This window comes from Thalassospira lohafexi, from assembly GCF_002844275.1.
Classification (GTDB): domain Bacteria; phylum Pseudomonadota; class Alphaproteobacteria; order Rhodospirillales; family Thalassospiraceae; genus Thalassospira; species Thalassospira lohafexi.
On record NZ_NXGX01000016.1, the window covers coordinates 17,944 to 36,290 of the forward strand.

The 18,347-nt window shown below is 56.2% G+C and carries 21 protein-coding genes; 1 reads left to right on the forward strand and 20 read right to left on the reverse strand.

Annotated features, from left to right (window positions below; genetic code table 11):
• Positions 1–14: 14 nt before the first annotated feature.
• The 11 genes from COO92_RS21615 to COO92_RS21665 are packed head-to-tail and all read right to left on the reverse strand — an operon-like array spanning position 15 to position 11,945.
• Positions 15–2,174, reverse strand: coding sequence for a zincin-like metallopeptidase domain-containing protein (locus COO92_RS21615; RefSeq protein ID WP_101305008.1), 2,160 nt, complete (start codon positions 2,172–2,174; stop codon positions 15–17).
• A complete protein-coding gene (locus COO92_RS21620) occupies positions 2,167–2,415 on the reverse strand; it encodes a hypothetical protein (RefSeq protein WP_101305009.1) in 249 nt (82 codons plus the stop codon). Before COO92_RS21620 ends, COO92_RS21615 begins: the two co-directional genes overlap by 8 nt.
• Entirely contained in the window at positions 2,412–4,235 is a 1,824-nt protein-coding gene (locus tag COO92_RS21625) for a type IV secretory system conjugative DNA transfer family protein (protein ID WP_101305010.1), read from the reverse strand. The genes COO92_RS21620 and COO92_RS21625 overlap by 4 nt, the downstream gene beginning before the upstream one ends.
• Positions 4,232–5,188 (reverse strand): ATPase, T2SS/T4P/T4SS family, encoded by a 957-nt coding sequence (locus COO92_RS21630; RefSeq protein WP_101305011.1) that lies wholly within the window; start codon positions 5,186–5,188, stop codon positions 4,232–4,234. The genes COO92_RS21625 and COO92_RS21630 overlap by 4 nt, the downstream gene beginning before the upstream one ends.
• Positions 5,185–7,413, reverse strand: a complete 2,229-nt coding sequence (locus COO92_RS21635) for a hypothetical protein (protein ID WP_101305012.1) — start codon at positions 7,411–7,413, stop codon at positions 5,185–5,187. The genes COO92_RS21630 and COO92_RS21635 overlap by 4 nt, the downstream gene beginning before the upstream one ends.
• A 4-nt stretch (positions 7,414–7,417) precedes the next feature.
• On the reverse strand, positions 7,418–8,509 hold the full coding sequence (locus tag COO92_RS21640) for a TraB/TrbI/VirB10 family type IV secretion system protein (protein WP_101305013.1): 1,092 nt from the start codon (positions 8,507–8,509) through the stop codon (positions 7,418–7,420).
• Positions 8,506–9,588 (reverse strand): TrbG/VirB9 family P-type conjugative transfer protein, encoded by a 1,083-nt coding sequence (locus tag COO92_RS21645; RefSeq protein ID WP_101305014.1) that lies wholly within the window; start codon positions 9,586–9,588, stop codon positions 8,506–8,508. The genes COO92_RS21640 and COO92_RS21645 overlap by 4 nt, the downstream gene beginning before the upstream one ends.
• Positions 9,585–10,313: a VirB8 family type IV secretion system protein gene (locus COO92_RS21650; RefSeq protein WP_101305015.1), complete on the reverse strand. Its 729-nt coding sequence runs from the start codon at positions 10,311–10,313 to the stop codon at positions 9,585–9,587. Before COO92_RS21650 ends, COO92_RS21645 begins: the two co-directional genes overlap by 4 nt.
• On the reverse strand, positions 10,301–10,486 hold the full coding sequence (locus tag COO92_RS21655) for a hypothetical protein (protein WP_101305016.1): 186 nt from the start codon (positions 10,484–10,486) through the stop codon (positions 10,301–10,303). The genes COO92_RS21650 and COO92_RS21655 overlap by 13 nt, the downstream gene beginning before the upstream one ends.
• A complete protein-coding gene (locus tag COO92_RS21660; protein WP_101305017.1) occupies positions 10,477–10,770 on the reverse strand; it encodes a hypothetical protein in 294 nt (97 codons plus the stop codon). Before COO92_RS21660 ends, COO92_RS21655 begins: the two co-directional genes overlap by 10 nt.
• Complete coding sequence (locus tag COO92_RS21665; RefSeq protein WP_240626556.1) at positions 10,767–11,945, reverse strand: hypothetical protein; 1,179 nt, start codon at positions 11,943–11,945, stop codon at positions 10,767–10,769. Before COO92_RS21665 ends, COO92_RS21660 begins: the two co-directional genes overlap by 4 nt.
• Before the next feature lie 94 nt (positions 11,946–12,039).
• Between COO92_RS21665 and COO92_RS21985 the strand changes: the two genes are divergently transcribed.
• Positions 12,040–12,420 (forward strand): hypothetical protein, encoded by a 381-nt coding sequence (locus COO92_RS21985; RefSeq protein ID WP_133125114.1) that lies wholly within the window; start codon positions 12,040–12,042, stop codon positions 12,418–12,420.
• Positions 12,421–12,425: 5 nt separating this feature from the next.
• Here COO92_RS21985 and COO92_RS21675 read toward each other — a convergent pair whose 3' ends face one another.
• The 9 genes from COO92_RS21675 to COO92_RS21715 are packed head-to-tail and all read right to left on the reverse strand — an operon-like array spanning position 12,426 to position 18,225.
• The gene (locus COO92_RS21675) at positions 12,426–13,277 is read right to left on the reverse strand and encodes a hypothetical protein (protein ID WP_101305019.1); all 852 of its coding nucleotides are present in this window, start codon (positions 13,275–13,277) and stop codon (positions 12,426–12,428) included.
• Positions 13,274–13,459, reverse strand: a complete 186-nt coding sequence (locus COO92_RS21680) for a hypothetical protein (RefSeq protein ID WP_101305020.1) — start codon at positions 13,457–13,459, stop codon at positions 13,274–13,276. The genes COO92_RS21675 and COO92_RS21680 overlap by 4 nt, the downstream gene beginning before the upstream one ends.
• Positions 13,441–15,831, reverse strand: a complete 2,391-nt coding sequence (locus tag COO92_RS21685; RefSeq protein WP_101305021.1) for a VirB4 family type IV secretion system protein — start codon at positions 15,829–15,831, stop codon at positions 13,441–13,443. The genes COO92_RS21680 and COO92_RS21685 overlap by 19 nt, the downstream gene beginning before the upstream one ends.
• Complete coding sequence (locus COO92_RS21690) at positions 15,828–16,127, reverse strand: hypothetical protein (protein ID WP_101305022.1); 300 nt, start codon at positions 16,125–16,127, stop codon at positions 15,828–15,830. The genes COO92_RS21685 and COO92_RS21690 overlap by 4 nt, the downstream gene beginning before the upstream one ends.
• Positions 16,124–16,438 carry a TrbC/VirB2 family protein gene (locus tag COO92_RS21695; protein ID WP_101305023.1) on the reverse strand — a complete coding sequence of 105 codons (315 nt, stop codon included), beginning with the start codon at positions 16,436–16,438 and terminating at the stop codon, positions 16,124–16,126. The genes COO92_RS21690 and COO92_RS21695 overlap by 4 nt, the downstream gene beginning before the upstream one ends.
• Before the next feature lie 18 nt (positions 16,439–16,456).
• The gene (locus COO92_RS21700; RefSeq protein WP_101305024.1) at positions 16,457–16,897 is read right to left on the reverse strand and encodes a hypothetical protein; all 441 of its coding nucleotides are present in this window, start codon (positions 16,895–16,897) and stop codon (positions 16,457–16,459) included.
• Positions 16,897–17,640 carry a P-loop NTPase family protein gene (locus COO92_RS21705; RefSeq protein ID WP_101305025.1) on the reverse strand — a complete coding sequence of 248 codons (744 nt, stop codon included), beginning with the start codon at positions 17,638–17,640 and terminating at the stop codon, positions 16,897–16,899. Before COO92_RS21705 ends, COO92_RS21700 begins: the two co-directional genes overlap by 1 nt.
• On the reverse strand, positions 17,627–17,863 hold the full coding sequence (locus COO92_RS21710) for a helix-turn-helix transcriptional regulator (RefSeq protein WP_101305026.1): 237 nt from the start codon (positions 17,861–17,863) through the stop codon (positions 17,627–17,629). The genes COO92_RS21705 and COO92_RS21710 overlap by 14 nt, the downstream gene beginning before the upstream one ends.
• Complete coding sequence (locus tag COO92_RS21715) at positions 17,860–18,225, reverse strand: TraK family protein (protein WP_101305027.1); 366 nt, start codon at positions 18,223–18,225, stop codon at positions 17,860–17,862. Before COO92_RS21715 ends, COO92_RS21710 begins: the two co-directional genes overlap by 4 nt.
• Positions 18,226–18,347: the final 122 nt, after the last annotated feature.

Below are 18,347 nucleotides of genomic sequence, written 5' to 3' on the forward strand. Positions count from 1 at the left end.
CCGGCTTTCGGGGATCAGACCGCCAAGCTGGCCGACTGCTGCTCGCGTCCCCGTGTTCGGGTTTTGGCTTTCGGCTTGGTGATGCCGAGCTGGTCAGTGACAAGGCGTTTCAACGCCTCAATTCCGCGTTCCCGATGAATGTCGTTAAAGTCGGTGAGGCCTTTGGCTTTTTCGTCATCCGTCAGATCCGGACGCAGGATTTTTGCCCCGGTCAGTTCAGATGCCCGTTCGGCCCCCTTGATCCCGGCATTAACCTGCTTGGCATGATCATCATCAGCCGCAATCACCAAGGGACGATCAGGGTGCTTCTTGTGAAGGGCCTCAGCCACCGGTGCCAGATTGCCGGAATCAAGCGCAACCACGACGGTCAACCCACTGGCCATATGCAGGCTTTGGCCGGTGGAATAGCCTTCGGTGACGATCATTGGGCCTTTGGGGGCACCCTCAATGACATGCATCAGATCACGCTTCTTGCCGTCCTTGAGGAACATCTTGGTGCCATCGGGATGGATTGACTGGACGTTTTCAATAAAACCCTTGTCATTGGTCATCGGCATCAGAAGGTTGCCAGATTGATCAATGCGCAGATCCCCTGCAGGCACCTGTTTGTTTTGCAGATAAGCATGATTGGCCGGGGCCAGTTCGGCGTTCTGGAAAATCCCATAGGCCCGTTTGGCCACGGCGCGATATTGCGCACGCAGTTCCTGTTCGTGGGCTGCTTTGCGGGCCGCAGCTTCGGCTCTGGACTGTTCCAGCTCCTTGGGATCGATCTTGGTGCCGGTCGCCACCCATTTGACCGGATCCTGCCCGGATTTGTAATTGGTAATGTTGCCTGCCGGAAGGCCTTCGAGGAACCCGCGATAAGATCCGCTTTTCTGGCCTTTGCGATCACCATCAACCGCAACCCGGTGCCATTTGCCATCCATGGTTGGAGGGCCTTCGAGGATCAGGCCGTTTTCCTTGAGTGCTTGGGCAAACTCGTCTTCGGGATTGATCTTTGGTTCCGGGGCTTTGGCTTTGGTCTCCTGCCAGCGCTTAAACGGCTCAAGTTCCATATCATCGCGCGCATACCATGCTTTGGCACGCCGATCCCATTTTGCGCCGAGCGCCTTGGCCTCATCCTTTTCACTGAACGGCACATTGAGATAGATCCGTTTGCGGTCGGTGTTGGTGTCCTGGTTCGGAGCCTGCGACATCTCGGCTTTCATGGCATTTTCCTTCTGTCGTTCAACAGCCGGGGTTTGGGCGATGGATTTGGTCGCTTCTTTGGCTTTGATGGGGATCAGGCTTTGGCGTTTGTCCGGCTCCATCACCCAGGTGCGGATGTTCTCCGCATCGCGCGCGCTTGCAAACAACGCATTGCGATCTTCTTTGATGGCGTTCATCCATGAGCCGACATAACTGGCATGGCGTTCCGGGTAATGACCAAGGCCAAGCTCGGTGGTCAGCATGTAGCTTGCGATTTCTGCGCGCAGTTCTTCCTTGGCGTAAACTTCCGAGCCAAACGGCCCGAACTCGCGTGCCATTCGAGAACTGTGGCCGGTGGCATGGCCAAGCTCATGCAAGGCGGTTGCGTAATATTCGTACTGGCCTTTGAAGGCGGCCTGATGGGGCATGTGGATCTGATCGGATGAGCTCCGATAAAACGCCCGGTCATTCTGATCATGAAAGATCGGCACATTGCCCTGCTTGAGGATCTGTTCGGCCCGTTCGACCGGGCTGAAGGTTGGTTCAGGTGCGATATAGGGGGCCAGACCATCGATCTGATCGGCATTAAACACGACCGCATGAAACACCCTTGGCCGGTCAAGGCGCACGTCGCGGGTTTTCGCAACACCCTTGTCGTCAAGAACCGGCTTGCCAGTGTCATCCAAGACCTTCTCGCGCTCTGACCATTTCCAGTATTCGATCATGGTGCCTTTTTCACCCTTGCGGACTTGCGCGTCCTGGGCAGTCGCCTGGCGATAGGTCATCCAGCGCGGATCCGAGCGCGCGCGCATTTCAAGCCAGAGCGCATTAATGCCGCGATAGTCTTTGCCGGAGACCGGATTGAACGGGGCCATGCGAACCTTTCCCGGTTCCCATGGCTTTTGCCAGGGTGCTGTGCCTGCTTCGATATGGCCAAGCAGCTCTTCGACCACTTGATCGCGATAGCTTTTCTTTTTCTCAGCCATTGTTTGAGGCCTCCGCATCAGCGGTTGGATCGACCCCGTCAAAATGACTGTCGAGCGCGTCATCAGCGGAGAGCGCGTCTTCGGAGAATGCCCCCATGGCATCAGCAATGTCGGGATCAACCGGCACAGGGCCGGTGAGGCTCTGCACATTGATCATGGAAGAGGCCAGCGCGAGATAGTCCTGGTCATTCAGGGCTGCAGACGCAGGCGTGCCTTTGTCAGGTGTATTGGGTGTTTTCATGATTTGGGTCCTTTGAGAGAGGCAGACGGCATGGAAGAGATCGCCATTTGGGGTGGCGTCATTTGCGAACGACGAGAAAGCTCGCGATCAAGGAAGTAGAGCTTTTGACGGCCAAGGATGGGCGGAAGACCGGCGACAAAGATCAGCGCGTCACCGGGGATCGGTTTTCGGCCCTCGGTATCAATGATCTGTAGGCGCATGCATTCATCAGGGGTCAAAAGTGGCCGGGATGTTTCAGCCAGATTGTCGGAGACCGACCCAAGATCGCCCATACGCCCGGAGTGTGAGCGGCGCTTTTGCACGATGGTTGCCTTGCCGGTCATGTCGGAAAGCAGCTTGGCTGTTTCGAGCTTGTTGGGGGTAAAGGCGATCCGGATTTTGCAATTGGCCATGATTGATTCATCGCGGCCATAATGCTTGAACAACTGTTCGGTATTCTGAACGATGATCATGGCCTTGAGGCCATATCCGGCCATGAAGGCCAGCGATTCCTCAAAGATCTCGAGCTTGCCGATGGAGGTGAACTCATCGAGCATTAAAAGCAGGCGGTGTTTGTATCCGGCAACTGTTTGGCCCGATCCAAACTCCATGCGTTCAGTCATACGCCGCATGAACAGATTGAGGATGATGCGAAGCAAAGGCCGCAAGCGGTCCTTATCCGCAGGGGACACGACAAGGAACAATGCCATCGGTGCATCGCCATTCATCAAATCATGCAGACGAAAATCGCTGGTGGCGGTATTGCGGGCAATGATCGGATCGGCAAAGACGGTGAGCTGCGTTTTGGCGGTTGAATGCACGCCGGAACGTTCCTGCGGGGCCTTGATCATCATGCTGTTGGCCCCGCGCCGGACTTCCTTGTTTACATGCGCTTTGCCGTGATCAAAGGTGGCCATCTCAGCAAGAATATGCTCGAAATTATCGTCGGCCTGTTCGCGGTGTTCATTTCCACCGGGGCCATCTTCACTTGGTTGGCCAGTGATGCCTGAGAGGAAGATGTTCACATCATCAAAGCAGGCCATGCGACCTTGCTCAGATCGAACGCGATAGATGACATGGAGCAGCACAACAGAAAGCCAGCCCCAGCCTTCCTCACGCCAGTAACTGCCCGACATGCCTTTGCCGTCCGGATCAATGATCATCGCGGCAATGTTCTGGCAATCGGCAATGTCGCGTTCGCTATCAATCCGCACTTCGGCCAACGGATTAAAGCGCGCCGAACCCGATGTTGCGGCAGGCTCAAACCGCAGGACTGTGTGACCAATACTGGCCAGCCAACCACCGGTCTTGGCGAAGTTCTCACCTTTGATATCAAGACAGAGAATACTTTCGCGCCAGCTGAGCAGGGTGGAGAGGATCAGGCTCACCCCTTTGCCGGTACGGGTTGGGGCCCAGACCAGAACATGTTCCGGCCCGTCATGGCGCAGTTCGCGGATCCGGCCAAACCATGACGGCCAACCACCGACAACCACACCGTCTTTGCGAAATAGCCGGGCTTTCTTGAGATCACGCAGCATGGCCCAGCGGGCTGAGCCATGCAGTTCGTCGCCCTGGCGGTTGCCCCTAAGCGTGCTGTTATTGGCGCGAGATCCCAATGCCAGAACACCAAACATCGAAAGCAGCCCGGCAATGCCAATCCAAAGCGCCGGATAAAGCATTTCATCGGGAAGGCCCGCCGAATGGGTGACGGCCTCAAGCGACCATTGCCACCAGCGCAGATCAAGCGCGTCAAACCCGACGGCAAGATGCCATTGCCAGAGAATGGCGGTGATCATGGCAACTAGAATGACCGGCAGAGACATTCGATAAAGAGCGGTCATGACAACATCTCCTTGCCGTCTTGAAGGACATAGCGATCATTGCGGGGCTCCCAGATATCGGTGATGCGCCGCCAGCCATCGGCATTGCGTTTGATCTGAACGACGACATCAACCAGCTCGGCGAGAAACTCCGGCACACGCGGCATGGTCTCGCCCGCCCAGGCGATGTTTTGATCAAACTTGCGGTGAATGGCCTGCCAGGGGCTTTCGGCATGGATGGTGCACATAAAGCCCGTGACCCCGGAGTTGAGCGCAGCAAGGGCAGCAAAGGCGTTCTGGGTACTGATCTCACCAAACAGGATATGATCGGGCGTGATCCGCATCAGGTGATCATAGATCTCGCGCCAGCCGACCATGCCACTGCCGGTCCCGGCCTCACGGGCGGCAATCAAACCATTGCCATCCCAGAATTGCTCGATATGAAGTTCTGGCGTGTCCTCGATGGCCAACACCCGGCGGGCCGGATCGACGGTGGCAAGCAGCATGTTGAGCAGGGTGGTCTTACCGGTATTGGTGGCCCCGCTAATGATCATGTTGGCGTCACCCGCGACCTTATCGATCAGATAGTCGCGGATGGTTGGTGTCACCCCGGCCTGTTCCCAGGTCGGGGTGAAGGGATGTTTGCAGCGGATCGCAAGGCTGAGGTGGCTGCGCACCGATGCCCCGACGAGGATCTCGCAGCGATGATTTCCCGGCAAGACGCAGGAGAGTTTTGGAGTGTCATCGGGATTGAACTTCAGGCCGCGTTGGTTGGCGAGGCTGATCGCTATCCGTTCGATGGCAGCCAGGGTAAGAGCAGGATCCTCGATCTCGCGCTTGCCTTCCCCGCGCCGTTCGGTAACGACGCGGTGTGGGCGGTTCATGCGAATTTCGACGGTAGAGAGATCGCCGTAATAGCTGGCCAGAGGACCGAGGATCTTCTCAAACAGGGGATTGGGGGAAAGGGCGTTCATTGCAGCCACCCCCAATTCCCAAGGCAGCCGGACTTCACACCATTTGTATGAGATGGGTAAGACCAGCCAGAAGAGGGAAATTTGACACGGATATAGCCTTGGAAGCTTCCGTCTGCATCTGATCCGCCGGTGTAATATTTGGCTGCGACTGGGGAATAGGCGTTGTACGTCGTGCAGGTGTTAGAGGCCGTGCCAATAACTTCACCGTCTTCACGAATGGTCTTGCGTGTTCCGACTGAGCTTGTACTGGTACAGTGATAAGCGGCGTCATAAACGTGCGCATAGTTTTCGAACACACCACATGGGCCGCTGGATCTGTTCGAAGAAACCGGGTTTTCAAACTTTCCATGGGTTATCGCCTCCCACGTAAATTCATTGTAGCATTTGTTCCCAAGACTGAGCGGGTCGGCTTCACCAATGACAACCTTGTGCTTCGAGCCATCCGGTCGGTCATAAGATTCGACCAAATCCCGTGCATCAAAGCGTGTGCAGCCTTCATAGAAATGCTCACCGTTTGTTGCGGGCGCTTCTCCCGAATAGACGTAAGCCGTCTGCGGTTCACCCGGCAGAACTTCGCTGGTCTTGATGTTAAAGCGGCCTTTGGGCGTGCCTTCGATATAGACCGTGGTCAGGCGATAGGCGAATAGCTGGTCATCATGGGGTTGCCAGCCGGTGGTCTCGACCTGATGCGGATAGGCAATCTCGCTATCCTGACATTCGGTGACATATTGCGGAACGCCATCGAGCTGGTAGTAGAACCGCTCGCGGCCATAGCTGGTGCCAGCCGCCAGATCATGGTTCCAAAGCGATGGATTGTCGCAGCCATCAATGGTCGACTGGATCGCGATGTTGGCCGTATCGGGTTTGCATTCGGTGATGAATTGCTCAACCCCATTGACCACAATCTGCTTGCGGCTTTGACGGGTGACTGAGCCAGCCGCCTGATTAATGATCGGCGCACAGACTTCTTGCCCGGCAGCGTTCTTATAAACCGTCTCGTGGGGATATTCGGTGCCATTGTCCGAGCAGGCATCAGCCTGCCAAGTGGTACCGTTCAGCTCATAGATATGGCGACCGGTTTGCAAGGACAGGCCACCGGCAAAATCATGCCGGATGGAACAGCCATCGGTGACAGACACAAGCGGAACCGAGGTGATTTCTTCGGACGGTTCACAACTGCGCACCTGGACTTCATTGTTGCTGGCATTGACATAGGCAAGCGATGCTTGCGGCACCGCCATCATCTCGTTGTAATCAAGATAGACCGAGCAGGCCGATGCCTTCTCGGTAATATCAAAGACCTTGTCGTCATCCTTGAGGCAGTCAGTAACTTCCTGCCGGTTACCGCCACCATCGGTGTAATACAGCAGGTATTGAGCGGTTGCCTGACGGGTTTCCATATCGATGGTGTCACCGCAGACCGAGTAGCTTCGATCCAACGGATATCGATCTGCGCCATCCTCACAAGGGGCCGTGCTGACCGCGCCATCTTCGGTGGTTTCCACCCGGCTTTGCTGGACGGCAACAAGTTGGGCGAGATCAACCCGGATGTTACAGCCTTCTGTCGTGACGCGGACAGTTGGGGAACTAGTATCTTCCGCAACATCCAAAGCGGCAGGCGAGGAATAGCCTGCAGCATCCGCATTCTTTGAGGCGTTTGATCCGACGCTGTTTGACGCACCGGTATCGCCCTCTGCCGCCTCGGTTTCTTTTTCTTCCTTGTCGTCCTCGTCTTCGACAGCGTTCAGACGCTGAAGGGCAGCGATCAGGGTTTCCTGATTACCTTCAATGGTAACCGGCGAAGCCGGATCAAGTTCCGGGCTGTCCATATTGAACTGCGCAACAAAATCATTTGAATCAAGCGGCTCGGATCGGCCGTCTTTCTCAACGCCGGTCAGGACCAGTTGGGCAATCAGGCTGTCTTCGTAATTGACATAGCGGGCATAGGCTTTGGCCGTGACACCTTCGGTCAGTTTGGGCGGCGCACCAGGTACATCGACCAAACCAAGATCAATGGCCATCGGTTCGTTTTGCGAAACGGCGGTGCGGGTTATCGCACGGGTCACGATATTGACCTTGCGCACCATCTCCTCGATGCCCGGTTCAGGATTAGTTTCAGATGAGTCGGTCTGAGTCGTTTCTGGCGGCGTCTGTGCCATCTGTGCCAGTGCCGGAGACACCAGACAGGATGACAGGAGCAAACACCAAAGCGCTTGTTTGTTCATGCTTCTACTCCACATTTGCGATGTACCAGTCCGTTGCCGGACGGATTTGAAGGCGTGTGCCTTGGGGGATGGTGATGATGGGTTGCAAGGAAAGGGTTTCTTCAAGGACGCTGGCGCTGATTTCGCCAAAGCGGGTCGAGAGCTCTTCTGCGGCTTTTTCAGAAGCCGCCGTTGCGACTTCGCCGTCGCTGTCCTCGGATTTTGTTGAGGCCGCGGCATAGCGCACAGCCGTCGAGATGCCGGTCAGCATGAACGCCGTGCCATAGCGTTCCCAGAAACGGCGATCCACTTCGCCAGCAACGCCTTGTCGGCCCTGAATGTCACCGATGGGGGAGGCAAGCTGGCGGATCTCGGCCCGATGCCCGGCGATCAGGATGCGTTCACAAGAAATCGACAGGCGCGAACTGCCCATATCCTTGGGCGGATCGTAATTGCAGATCAGGCGTGAGCCTTTGGGGATCAGGACATTGCGCCCGTGATAGCCATAAACATCGCGGGCTGACTGGACGATAACGGTACCGGTTGCGTCACCGCCAACCTGGCTGTTGATGCCAGTTTCGAGAATGACCGTGATGTAACGATCTGCTGTAATGATCCGGCTGTTATCGACTGGCAGCGTCGAGGTACGACGCGGGCCTTCATAATCGGCCTTGTCGTTTTCACCGACCGGCAGATCAAGCGGATCCATCGCTGCTGGCGCGGTCATGCCGGGCAGGGCGGCATTGCCCGACAATCCTGCCATATCGCCAGACTGCCACGCCGGAGCCCCCCAGCCAGACGACATGGAAACAGGATGTTGCCAAGCGGCCTCCAAGGCTGTGCGGTATGGATCTGGTGCAGGCGGTTCGGGAACGGGCGCAGGTTCCGGCTCGACATTGAGAACAGGATCTGGTTGCGGTTCTGGTTTAGCGTCCTTGATGATAATCGGCGGCATGGAAGGTGCCAGAGCAGGGGGCGCTGGAGGAGGTGGTGCCGGAAGCGCCCAGACCGATGGATCATCGGCTGGTAAGGTTGGCGGTGCATTGACCACCGGTTCCGCACACACGCCACCAAAGGTGAGACCAATCACCAGGGCGACATCACAAAACGCACTCATGCCGCGTCCCCGGTATATTCAACACAGAGGAAGCTTTGACCGCTTTTGAGTGTGATCAGCGGGCGGGTACTTTCGATGATGTAGGTCTCACCCTGAACGCGGGTATTAACCAACTCATCAATGCCATCAACCACCACATAGGCGGTTGGCAGTTCGACATCCTTCCAGCGTTTGCCAAAGCGGATATACGTAAAATGATCATCGCGAAAAACGGTTTCCGGACGCAGCGTTTCATCGCCCCAGAGGTCATATTCACCCCAGCCGTGCAGGGCGTTCGGGTCGAACGGGGATTGTGCAACAAAGTCATCGGCAGGTGTGCCGGGGTTGGTCTCACTCAGTCCGGCAATCGCAGTGTCGATGGCAGCAGACTTATTGCCATATCCGGGAACAGACATCGCCGGAAGAGCCGGTTTCTCTGTGTCGTCCAAAACACCGGTAAAGCCGGGAACTGCCGGATCCTCATTGATCTGCACAGATCCTTCGATGCGGACAACCAGATCTGGCACATTGACCGAATTGAAACTCTCTGCCCGCAGATAGAACGGATAGACCGCACCGGACTTGCCATAGACGACGAGTGAGGTGTCGTAGCCATAGCCGCTTGGACGGACAGCAAGGCGGCGTTTGCCGCGTGGCTTGACGGAAAACCCGCCATCATCACCCAAATCAACAGCTTCGATGATCTCGCCGCGTGGTAGCTCAACCACCGTGACCATAAACTCGCGGGTACGGATCTTGTAGGTGCAGTCACTACACAGATCGGTGGCATAAACCGCATCATCAGGTTCAGCCCGATCCCAGACATCTTGCACCTGCCCGCTGGTGCGCGGTCGGCGCATAGTCGAAAAATACCCTTCGTTCTGATCACGTGCCTGATCGACCACGCTGTCAGGAACGGGCATGGCCGGGGCGGAGTGTTGTGGCGAAGCAGAAACGCCCGAAAACGGCTGCTGTGATTGACCCGGCATTGGCGGGCGAGCGGCTGTTTGGGCATTGGCGCGTTGATAGCCAAGCACGAGGACGGCCAAAATCAGGCTGCCCAGAACAAGATGGAAAACAAGATTACTCAGGCGTTTCATGACGCACCTCTTTCTCTCAGCACCATGTCGAGCACGGTGACGCCAAAGGGATTTGTGTATTTGTCGGCTTCGGAGACATTCTGCTGGCGGGTGGCCAGTGTCAGATAGGCGCGCAAGGCTTTGCGCGAGATCTCTTTGCCGCGACGGTGATCGATCTGGATAAAATCGACCGCGTATTTATGGTCCGATGACAGGGTGGCGATGGGATCGATGGAGACGATCCGCACTTCACGCTCAATGCCTTTTTCAAGGGCTTCAGTGATCAGGCCGCTATCGATCCGTTCACGTTTAAAACGTTCCCAGAAGCGGGCATCGGATAACCGTGATGCTTCGCGCTGGCGTTCTTCCTGAGTGACCGGATCGATCTCGTTGGTGATCAGAACAAAGCGTTTGGCCTGGGCTTCAAGAAAGACTTCAAAGCCCCCGACTTTCTTGCTGACCGGTTCAACGACATAAGTGCGATCATCCGGGCCATAGGTTCGAACCAGGGCAATCTCGGTTTCCTTGAGCGGGACAAGATGGCCAATGGTTTGCGCTAAAACGACCACCCCGGCCCCCAGCACGATGTTGGTTCCGGCAGACAGCCGCAGCATCCAGGCCAGCCGACGATGGCTTGCCTGAAAGCTGTATGGATCTGCTGCGACCGTCCGCACATGCGGAGATACCGGCGCCGAGATCGACGTGCGCTCGTGATCGCGCGTGCCGATACGTCCTAGCCAAGCCATGAGAAGCCCTCGCCATTGAACTCGATCGGATCGCAGACGCAGGGGCTGAGTTTCATTTCATCGGTGCCGGTCCCTTCCTTTGGGATCTCGCGGTCTTTTGAAACGGAAACGCAACCCGACAGGAGAACGGCAAGGCAGACCATTGGAACAAGGTGTTTGGGGATCAGGCGCATGGCTGCGATCCTTTCTGGTTGGGGGCGGTTTGGGAGGAGGGTTTGCCCAAGCCAAAGACAAGTCGGGCAAGGGCAAGGGTGATGGAAAGCGCGATCCAGATATGGACGGCACTGCGCATCAAACCGGCAAGCTGCGCGGCATCGACTTCGCGAAGCGCCATGACAAAGACAATCAGGCTTTCAGGCGAAAACATGCCCGTCAGGATGACAAGCCACAGCAGCACCATCGGAAGGGCTAAGATCATCAGGAAAGCGTCACGCAAGAACTGTTTGAAACGGCTCATGACTTGTCTCCCCGATCAAAGGTCGGGGTTTTAAGGCGTTCCATGACGCTTTGGCGATGGGCATCAAAGGCTGAACCAAACCGACCAAACTGACCTTTGGCCGCATTCAATGCGCCAGCGGGATCGCCCGCAGCAGCTTGTCCCATTCCAAACCCTTTTGCGCCTGCAGCAAGGGCATTGCCCGCAGTCTTAAGGCCCGAAGGTGCGAACTGTTTGGCGTGGTTCAGAACAGTAAGACCGGTTGCGGTCATGCCTGCGGTAATGACAGCAGCCGCCTGATTGGTCAGTTGCGATCCGGCTATCGAGTTGGCCATGCCGGTGGCTTCAGCCATAAAGGCTGTTCCCATCCATCCGAGCACGATGGCGACCCACAGGCCGGGATTGTCGATAGAGGTGATCTCGCGAACGTTTTCGGTGTTCTGGATATCAAGCGAGGCCGCACCATAGAGGCACAATGCCAAGGCAAGTGTTGACCCAAACAACACCATGAAGGCGGCAAAGACGGTACGAATGCCGGTAATCGCCATGCCACGACCCCAGCCAAACCCGAGGGCGAGCATCAGGATCGGGGAGAGGGCGGAAAACATCATCACGCGGAAGATGCTGACCACCACCTGACTGAAATAGACAATGATCAGGATGATGTAGGGCAGAGCCAGCAGCACGCCGTAAACACCGGCCATCAGATTGCCCAGCGAGATTGACGCCCAGATTTCAAAGGCAATCCGCAAGACAACCATCAAGCCGCGTTCGGCGACATAAACCAACTGCGCCATGCCGCCCAGCGAAGAGGCCTCGCTCGGGATCTTGGCCGTTGCAATGCCACCTTCCATCCCGGCAGACAGCACAACACCAGCAGCACTACCCATCGTTGATAACGCCATCTGATAAATGGAATTTACGAGAGTGGGCCCTTGCCCGCCGAGCAGCAGACCGGCTATAGTGATAAACGCGAATTCATGAGCGAATCCAATCAGATCGCCCTTTCCCATGATCATCTTACCGCCATGAATGACGATCCATAGACCAACGACGGAGAGATAGATGAACCACATGGGGTCGAGCAGCACACTGCTCAGGTTTTGGGTGAAACTGTTGGCCAGATCGACATACTCCGTCACCACGTCGCAGGTCAGGCACATCAAATCAGTAGTTGTGTTTGTTCTACCGCTCATTGGGTTGTTGTCCTTTTTGCCGAATGGGGCAGCGCAGGCTAATTCGCTTGGCGTTGCGTTGAACAAAGGCGATTACTTGGATTGGGAGTACGCGGTGTCCGCTTGGACGGAGTTCCAAACGGGGAGCGAGTTCGATAAGGAATGGGATCAGGTCATGCCTGCGTATGAGGCTCATCAGGATTTGATCGCAGGCAGTCGCGATGAGGTTTTGCAGAAGTTGGCCAACCATCCGCAGGGAGACCTGATCAAGCGAGGTCATGATCTGCGTTTGGTTTATGACGTCTGGAAAGATGCCTATCGTTCGATCTTGCCGCCCGGAGCAAAGGCTCAGCCATGGAACCAGCTTAGTGGTTGGAATTGCACCTACGTTAAGCGGCGCAATATTTTCACGGGCGGATGCAACGATATGCCCGATTGGCGTACCGAGACCGACGTCAAGAACCACAATGCGTTTATCGCGAGCGGCGGGAAGTAAGCCGATCATTCTGCGTCCTCCCCACCATCACGTTGCTGGGGCGGCAGGTATTGCAGCAACATGGTCGACTGGATTTTGACCAATTGCGCCGTAAGCTGCTGCTGTTGAACCTGCTGGCGGTTTGACATCGCCATCCATTTGGCAATTGCCATCAAAAGCCGCTTCATATCCGCCGCACCGTTGGTCGCGGCTTCAAGCTCTTCAATTGCCTGCTGGATCTCTTCGGTGCTTTGAACGGTCAGGTCGCTCTGTGCGAGCCCGGTTGTAACCGCATCTTTGGCAAGCTCTTCACGCCGGGCTTCGACCATCGCACGGGCTTGTTGCTGCGCTTGCCATTTGGCCTTGTTGACCGGGTGGTCGGGATCGGCCCAGATGCCACTGCCCGAACCAGAACCACTGTTGGTTCCTTCAAACTCACTGCCTTCCGGAAACGTCCAGGTCGAAGGATCGTTCGGATCAAACCAAAGTGATTTGCGGTAAATGCTGCGCCCTTCGCAGATGCTAAAGAAATCAAGATCATCAAGATTGATGCCGGGCATCAAACCGGAAAGGTCCGGCGTTAGACACTGGATGTCACGCATGATCCGGCTGGTGAGCTTTTGCATGTTGAGGATCGGCAGCGCGATTTGTCCGGCAGCCCCGATGGCATCAATCGTGCCCTGTGCCTGGGCACTGAGTTTGGTTAGCCATTCGGTATGCTGCTTGAGCTGATCAATCTGCTTTTGCATTTTGCTCAGCTGCTCGCCCAGTTTGGCGATGGCCGACACATCGATCACCGGATAGGTGGCATAGGCAATGGCAGGCGTTGCCAGAACAATGCCAAAGGCAAGTGCTATAGTACGAAGACGCCTGTTCATGATGGACCTCCCGCGCCAAGAACGACGGCAAGCAAGAGGATCAAAACTGCACTGGTCGTGATCGGCCAGTTCAACATGCAAATCAGTCCAAGCGACCCCACGAGGCTGGTGAGGGCGATCATTGCGAGGGTATGTTTGTTCATGTCAGGGTGATCAATACGGGTTACAGATGGCTCTGCCATGCGTCCCCCCATTTGGTTTGGATGGTGGCCAGATCGTTGTTGGCATCCGGGCCGGAACGATAGAAACGGACGGCATCACCAAGCGGTGACAGATCGACATCCAGAATGGCGCTTTCCTCAAAACCGCTGGCTTCATCACGCTTAATGATCAGAACCCGCCGATCATTCTTTTTGCGCGAACGGGTGCGGCCCTGGACAAACAGCTTTTGCTCTTCATTGAGATTGAACGGCTTGAGGCTTTCTTCCGTGACCTTGGAGTTCGGGAAGAAGATCATCGTCGCGGTGTTCTCGATGATGGCCTCCGCCGCCCCGGTTTTGCCAAGGCCTGCCGGATCCTGAAACGCCATGCCGACCGCACCGCCAAGTTTGCGGTATTCGCGGTACATCTCGGCACCGAGATCCCGGAAGCCGGGGTTGGAAAGAAGCTTGGCCGCTTCATCAATGAAGATGACAAAGCCACCATTGCGCCCGGCAACAGACTTACTGATCGCCTCAGAGATATGACCAACGACAGGCGCACCCAGTGCAGGATCGGCCAGCGCCTCGTTCATATTGATCCCAACCATGTGTGATTGGTTCAAAAGACCGCCAAGGCTGTCATGGGGGGCATTGAAGATGTGACTGCGAAGACCTGTATTGCCCTTGTCGTCCGCAACCCACTGCGCAAAGGCGCGCCGGAGTGTTGAACGGCGGGCAAAGGCGAAGGGATAGATCGCATTGAGCGTGCGGTGTGGTGGTTCAATCTGAAACGCCAGATCGACGGCATGATTAAGGGCGTCGATATCGGCATCTTCCAGATCGATCCCGGCCAGAGATTTTAAGATCGCATACACACGTTCGCGGTTCTTGGGTGTGTCGTCGCCGACATCAAGCGGATTAAGCGAAAGACCGTCATAGGCTTGATACAGCCCGCCCATGGCTTCGACCATGAAGCGCGTGCCTTCTTTGGAATCAAAGATGTAGGAGCGGATATTCTCGAACTTCGCAAGGCCGCCCATCAGATGCATGATCAGGGTGGACTTACCGACACCGGACGGGGCAAAAACAAGGAAGTTGCCCAGAGAAAACGGCTTGTTCACCACCTGAAACTGAAACGCGTAGGATTGGCCGGTCGGGGTTTTAAACCAGCGCACGGGTGCCGGGCCAAACTGGCTGGCCAACAGGCCGGTGGCGGAATGTGGCAAAGCCCAAAGGGCGGCAATGTTCTGATCGCGCAGATCCAGCGGAGCCATGAACTGACTGCCGGGCAATCTGATCTTGCGCTTGGATACGACCGGCAGACGGTTAAACCAGCAAACCGGTGCGCCGCGAGTTTGCAGGGCATAGCCAATCCGCTTGTTGCCAAGTATTTCTGTGATCTCGCGGATCAGCGTGTTGAGTTTGTCTTCTGTCTCCGCACGCGGAATGATCTGAAACTGGGTGGCAAAAAGCGCTGTTTTGCCTTCGGCCAAAAGATCAAGCAGGGTCGAGACTTCCGCCGCTGCTGCCGGATTGCCAAACCACGAGTTTGACTCCCCGGCCATGCGGCGCTTGTTGACCAGCATCGCCTGATCACTGCCCCATGGATCACAGATTTGGCAGATCTCGATATCGCCCTGCAGGGCGAGGATCTCGCCGATCAAATGGCCGGACACTGTTTCCGGCCAGAGGGTAACCGTGATGACCTTCTGAAACCGCTGTGCTGGAACATGCGTGGTGATGGTGCCATTCACCTTGTTGCAATGAAGGTCCGAGGCGGGCAGGTTTGCCGACAGATTGCGGCTGATGGCAGGCAGGTCGCGGCGATACTCACCGCTCACCAGCCCATTGAGGAAGCCGGTTAAAAGACAGGGTTGATCATCGTCAGAACGGGCAAGCAACTCGGGGCGGTATTCCGACAGAATGGCGGGGATCTTTTCTTCGGCATCCAGCAGGGGCTGCATGGTCTGCGTGGTTGCCATCAAATACCAGTCGATGAAGTAGCTTGATTTATATTGCCGTGCTTCTGCGGTGCCGATCTCATCAAGAACAGCGTTCGGCCAAGTGGCATCTGCGGCAATCTCGCGTCGGCGTTTAATCGCAAACAAGCGGACAGCGATATTGCGTTTGCCAAGTTCCTGCAGCAGCGACTGACGGCCCAACAGCAAGCTTTGTTGCTCGGTTTCGATCCGGGCGTCATAGCTCGTGCCCAGCAGATGCCACACACGCGAAAGCGATCCATCCTTGCCCCGCACGGTGACACCATCAACTGGATCGATCCCGTCAAGCTCCAGTTCGTCCTGGAGCCAGTCTTGGGTAATGTCGCCAAGCAACAGACGACGACCTGCCGGAACGACCAAGCCGCCCGCCATCCCGGATACAAGGCCGGTGGTGATCACATCGGTCCAGATCATTTGCGCCCTCCTGTGGTCAGAAGGCGCGCACCTTTGCGGCTGCCCCAGAACATCGGGGCAACCAGCAACTCGCGGTCATGGTTCGGATTGATCCGCTGATGTTTAACGAGATAGATCCATGCGACGACAAACCCGACGATCCCGCCCGGAATGACCAGAACCGGAAAGTCGAACACGACGGGCAGGACAAAGCCCAGCACACCGGCGAGCCCTGCGACGAGAAGCAAACTGACGGGCAGGCCGATCAGGGTCATTTGTCGTTGGGCCTGAATAAGAACAGCACTGGCGGCTTTCATTTGAGAACCCCCAGAAGACCAGATGCAATGGCCGGTCCTGCGGTCACCAGAATACCGCCGATGACCATCATGATGCCGCGCTGTGGATCAAGCCGACCGGTAAAGGCCGCCCAGCCGCCATAAACGACCAGTCCAAGACCCAGTGCGATGGCAAAGATCTTGCCAAAGCCTTCGGCCAGCAGTTCGAGGAAGGAAACAACCGGATCCCACCAGTTGCCACCGGTGGTGTCTTGAGCAAAGGCCGGTTCGGTCATGGCCAAAGTGGCAAGGCCTGCAATGACGGCAATTTTGAAAAAGTTGCGTTTATCCATGTTTGGTTTTCCTTGTCGTCAAATAGTCAAAACGGTGAGGACGCCCAGCGTGAAGACGACGGCGACCAGATTGAGGGCGGTGAGGATGGAGATCAGCTTGACCATCTTGCGAAAGCGGTCCTGTGCCGTATCGGCAAGGCGGGCAGCTTCCTGCATCGCAGACAGACGTTCGCGCACGGCATCTGTCAGGGCTTCATTCTTGAAGTCCTCGATGGCGCTAGTGACATCGGTGGTGAAGGTTTCTGCCTGTGCCTGGATGATGCCCGACAGGGTCCGGTTATGTTGATCGATCAGGCGACGGTGCTCGTCGAGCACGACCTTGTGGATGGTATAGATCATCAGCACCGGGTCACCGTCCTCGACATTGACCTGATGGACCTTCCACAAATGCGTGCGCAGCTCTTCGATGCTGTCCATGGTCAGGGGTGGCGGCGGAGCCTCATCAAGAACACTGGCCATTACAGCACCGCCTGTTCCATGGAGGCCCCAATGCTGCGCCAGGTCATCATCAGGCGCTGGCGCGACATCAAGGGAAAGTCTACATGGCTGCCTGCTTCATCGAAGGTCAGGCGGGCACGCATCATCTGCTCGATGTCATGGCCGAAGGTTTCTTTGCGGACCTCGGGCAGACGCACCAGCGCGTGAATGCGGTTCTTGTTTTTCTTGTAGAGACCTGAATGCTCGAAGCTCTCGACTTCGCCTGATGCGTTCTTGCGCTCAATCCGCCCGAAATACTCATTCAGCCAAACGACAACCGGAATATCGGGAACGCTTTGCAAAACCTGATGCAGGCCCTGCATGGTGTCGTTCAATGCTTGGCCGCCTGTCAGGACCGTGTGAAGCCGGACTTCATGACCGGCTTCAGCCAGCATCTGCAGCGCCTGAGCTTCGACCATATAGCCTAGCAGCGGCAGGAAAGTACTGGCCCCGTTATCGATGACGACAACGCCGTCTTCCGGGCCAGTCATGATCTGTTCGATCAGCGCATCAAAATAGCGCGGATTGATCTCATCGGGACGTTCGCCCAGGCGAATGGTCTCGACGGGGAAGGCTTTATATCCGGCAAAGGTCTGGTTGACCGGATCGGTGTCATAGCAATGAAGCGGGGTGTCGCGATTGAGGTAATGCTGCGCGAGAAGGCTGGCGACAAAAGACTTGCCGACCCCGCCCTTGCCCTGAAGGGTAAGATTAATCAACGCCATCGGCGATAACTCCATCTGAAATGATAATTTTGATGCCCAGCAGATGGGCGAGGCGAAAGACGACGGCGGCAGGCAGATCGGTTCGGCCTGCCTCGAAGTCGCGGTAGGTGCGTTCGCACACGCCAATGCGCTCGCCTGCACCTGCTTGGGTGAGACGTTTGGACTGACGGGCTTGCCGAAGGCGGGTGTGAAGGGTGAGGTAGTCGGACTGCCAATTGCTCATTGGGCGTCCTCCTCGTCATAGGAGGATCCGTCCCAGGCACGATCAAACTCTATTTGTTCTTCGGCTTTGAGCGTTGGCAGTGTGTTGGTGTGAATTGGACGTGCGTTTGCAGATTGCGGCTGTCTGTTCTGACTGCTTGGTCGAACAGGTTGATTTGCTGCAGAGCGTCCAGATGATTTTGCAGCAGTGGAACGCAGTTGTTTAACCCGGTCATAGAACGACCGGCGGGACATGGTGACACGTCCCGAAGTGCTTAGCTCTTCGTAGATTGTTCGGACCAAAATGCCTTGCTCGATTTTGGCGAGTATTTCATCTCGCAGAGCAAGGATTTCGATCTTTGCCTGACCCCATTCGGTTGGCATTGTTGGACCCCCATCATGCCGTTAACGACTTGACAAGGATCGGAAATGTATGGTCTCAATTCTCTACCGAGTGCACCAGAATTTGATGTTCCTCGGGGAAAAGAATTGGGCAATCAGGTATG